The sequence below is a fragment of the Paenisporosarcina sp. P5_A11 genome, assembly GCF_056400705.1.
Map to the genome: position 1 here is coordinate 1 of NZ_JBFUKT010000250.1, position 3,492 is coordinate 3,492.

Genomic DNA, 3,492 nt, shown 5'->3' on the forward strand with positions numbered 1-3,492 from the left:
GAGCAGCAAGCTGGCACAATAATCATTTAATAGCCACCACCCCATATCAAGCACCACAAAAGAAATGGATGAATAAGAACATCAAGCCGAAAGATTGGAAACCTCGGGATTTTCATACATAATTAAAAGATGGGGGGAGCGAACGGAAAACGGTTGAACCCAACCTGATAGCAATAGGAGGTGAAGGAAAAGGAGTATCAGAAGAATGAGGAGGGTCTCTTATGAGGCTCTCCTTTTTGGAAAATTGGAGTGGATGATTGAATATGGGGTCACCACATCGATTAATAAAACCGTCTTTTATTCTGTGCTACAGAATGAAACATAACGTATCTGCACCCTGAATTTGGAGAGTTAACTTTACAGAAGCTTTAAGTAATCCTGCAATAATGTACTATATTTCATTTAATTTTAAGATGTATAGTTGCATGAGAATACCTTAAAAGGAGTTTTCTTCGTGAATATTACATCTTTTTTAATATACTGTTTTGTTGTTACTTTTACACAGTGAATTACTCTTATCGCTTACAGATAGCCTCATTCAAACTGATCTTTCTACCGACTATAAGAAAGATGACACTCTAGTTAGAAAAGCAAAGGATATGCTTAATACCAACTTGGATAATGTACTTAAACTCGACGAGATATGTAAAGGGCTTAATGTATCGAAGTTTCAGTTTATCAGGTCATTCAAGGCTCATACTGGAATTCCACCATACCAATATTCTCTTAACTGCAAGATAGAACGTGCAAAGCACTTAATAGAAAAAAACGGAGATATTTATTCAGCAGTAGCTGAATGTGGTTTTGTCGATTTAACCCATTTAAATAAACACTTTAAAAGCGTCTATGGAACAACAGCATTTGAATATTTGTCACATCTAAATTGAGAGTTTAATTTAAAATAAAGGGGGAAATAACGTTGTCTTTAAAAGTAGGCGATATTATTACATTTGAACGGACTTTCACACTAGAAGATGTTGAATTGTTTACTAAGGTTTCAGGTGATGAAGGCACTCACCATACTACTGCTGATGATCAGGGGAGACTTGTCATACAAGGGTTGTTGACAGCTACATTACCTACAAAAGTTGGTGGAGATAACAATGTACTGGCTCGAACTATGAATTTTGAGTTTTTGAGACCAGTTTTTACAGGAGATAAAATCATATGTGAAGTAACAATCGAGAAGTATGAAAAGCCAGATAATAATAGAATATCTATTGTGGCATCTTTCCTATGTACAAATCAGAATGAGAAACAAGTATTGAGTGGGAATTTTGCGGGAGTAATATTATAAATATTATTCTTCAACTAACGGGGCAGGTTAGTTCAATAAGAGAATGAATGTGTAATGTTGCTTTTGACACAAACTGTGCAACAAAATAAATGAAAAAACGAACACCAAAGGATGTTCGTTAAGAAGTTAAATCTTTGTTGGTGTATTGCCCATTGCAATAGAGATTCTATTCCAACTGTTTATCTGATTAATAATAAGAACTAAATCAACATATTGTTTTTCATCATAATGTTCTCGGACACGCTTGTATAAGTCATCAGGAACTCTTTTAGTAGGGATTAGAGTAATATGCTCAGATAGTTCGAGAGCAACTTTCTCTTCAGGTGTATAAAAAGTACATTCATTCCAAGCATTTAAACAATAAATTCGTTGTTCGGTTTCACCCATCTTACGAGCATCGGATGTATGCATATCTATACAGAAGGCACAACCGTTAATTTGAGAGGCTCTAATTTTGATTAACTCTCTAGTAGTTCTATTAATTGTAGTCTGCTTAGTGTACTTCTCCATATCCATCATAATTTTGATACCATCAGGTGCAATATCATAGTAGGGAACTCTTTGACTCATAAGGCAAGACTCCTTTGATTTTAAGATACTAATATTATACCTTTATACGAAAATTAGCACTAATGTTTTGTTTGTATGCCATTCAAAATCAAGAGGAACTTCAGTAGTAAAGTTTAATTAGTTGCGTCGCAATTCGATGATAATATGCAAAAGTAGATGCTTACTCAGCTAATGCATTTCTTGTTCAACTAACGAGGCAGGTTAGTTCAATAAGGGGTTAGATTATTTGTGGTAAAATTTAGTAGGGGTGATTGTTAATGGAGGCATTTGGTCTATATATTATCTTTTATTTTGTTGGCTTATTTTTTCTCTTTATCGTTATTGAAACAGCCGTTAAAAGAGGTATTAACAATTCAATAATTGGTGATTTTCTTAAAAAAAAGTATGGAATTAAAGATGATAAAAAATCTTTTCTTGATGATGATTTAGATAATGATAGATAAAACGACTTCTTCGGGTGCTTTAGTTGTAGATTATCGGGCTGCTTATTCAGCTCTTTCTTATTGAACTAACGGGGCAGGTTAGTTGAACAAGGATGTAAAATAAGTTCTAATATATTAATAATCTATACAGCTTGAAAAGGGGGTTGATTTTTTGGTCCAGGAAATAGTGATCGACGTTGATTTGAACTCATTAGAGAAGAGAACAAATATTACAGGCAATATTTGTTTTATTATTGATTATCATCGTTCTTTTCCAGAACAAGACTGGTCAGACTTTGTAGTTATCATTTTATCTTGGTGGATTAAATCCTGTAAGGGGATTATTGTTTCAGAAATTGGAAGAACTTATGACTTTGATTTTATGGATGGTTCTCCCATTGTCTTAGCTAAGAAGATAAGCAGTGACAAAGCGGAGCTATCATTTTACAAAGATAATTCATCGGAAGCACACTTTCAGGCAGAGTGTAACATTAAACAATTAAGAGATAGTTTACTTTCTGCTTCAAAAAAGGTAATTAGAGCAATAGAGAGAGAAAAGTGGCAAGATGAGGACAGTAAAGAATTAAATGATTTAGTGAATTCCTTAGAAAAGTACCCACTTTGACATTTGAATTAGTCTTGAAATTAATAAATTACGGTATTACATAAGAGTAACCAGAACGATTTTTAACTAACGGGGCAGGTTAGTTTTACAATGGATGTAAATTTAAAGTTATAAGGGGATTATAAAATTTGAGGTACATAAGATTTTTTTCACACTTTTTTATCCTACATTCAATTGTGGGATTAGGTATTTACTATTCGGATAATTTTCGTAAACCATTTAGCGACTTCAGTGGATTAGATATTACGAGGGCTATTATTCTTACAATAATTATGATGTCTTATTTTGGACTAGCCAGTGATATATTTACTAGGTTTGACGAGATTTCAAAAAAAGTTAAAGTTCTAATAGCTGTGGTTTCTTTTTTTGTTTCAATATTCATAGTAGGACTTTTTCTTAGTGTTTATTTCGAAGTTTAACTAGTTATTTCCACTAACGGGTGCTTTAGTTAAAGAAGAAAAGACTGTCACATGACGGTCTTTTTTTGGGGGGGTATAATTTTTACGGATAAAAAACATATGTTCGCATATAATAAGAACAAATGTTCTTTTAGTGGAGGTTATGTATATCTCGAAAAG

Annotated in this window: 4 protein-coding genes and 1 pseudogene; 4 read left to right on the plus strand and 1 reads right to left on the minus strand. The window is 33.1% G+C overall.

Translation table 11 applies throughout. From position 1 onward, the window contains the following. Window positions 1–497: 497 nt before the first annotated feature. Window positions 498–887, plus strand: a pseudogene (locus AC1DOS_RS18770) (helix-turn-helix domain-containing protein); the annotation flags it as partial. Window positions 888–919: 32 nt separating this feature from the next. Beyond that, entirely contained in the window at window positions 920–1,297 is a 378-nt protein-coding gene (locus tag AC1DOS_RS18775; RefSeq protein ID WP_108588025.1) for a hotdog family protein, read from the plus strand. A 126-nt stretch (window positions 1,298–1,423) separates the two neighbouring features. Here the strand turns inward: AC1DOS_RS18775 and AC1DOS_RS18780 are convergent, their stop codons facing one another. Beyond that, window positions 1,424–1,867, minus strand: coding sequence for a carboxymuconolactone decarboxylase family protein (locus AC1DOS_RS18780; RefSeq protein WP_477538730.1), 444 nt, complete (start codon window positions 1,865–1,867; stop codon window positions 1,424–1,426). Between the two features lie 257 nt (window positions 1,868–2,124). Here AC1DOS_RS18780 and AC1DOS_RS18785 point away from each other — a divergent pair, with 257 nt between their 5' ends. Together AC1DOS_RS18785 and AC1DOS_RS18790 are read left to right on the plus strand one after the other, a co-directional pair. After that, entirely contained in the window at window positions 2,125–2,310 is a 186-nt protein-coding gene (locus AC1DOS_RS18785) for a hypothetical protein (protein WP_477536292.1), read from the plus strand. A 151-nt stretch (window positions 2,311–2,461) separates the two neighbouring features. Beyond that, window positions 2,462–2,914 carry a hypothetical protein gene (locus tag AC1DOS_RS18790; protein ID WP_477538731.1) on the plus strand — a complete coding sequence of 151 codons (453 nt, stop codon included), beginning with the start codon at window positions 2,462–2,464 and terminating at the stop codon, window positions 2,912–2,914. Window positions 2,915–3,492: the final 578 nt, after the last annotated feature.

Bases quoted from the DNA above. Each gene is read 5' to 3' on its own strand.
- AC1DOS_RS18785 (WP_477536292.1), top strand. From the start codon at position 2,125: ATGGAGGCATTTGGTCTATATATTATCTTTTATTTTGTTGGCTTATTT.
- AC1DOS_RS18780 (WP_477538730.1), bottom strand. From the start codon at position 1,867: ATGAGTCAAAGAGTTCCCTACTATGATATTGCACCTGATGGTATCAAA.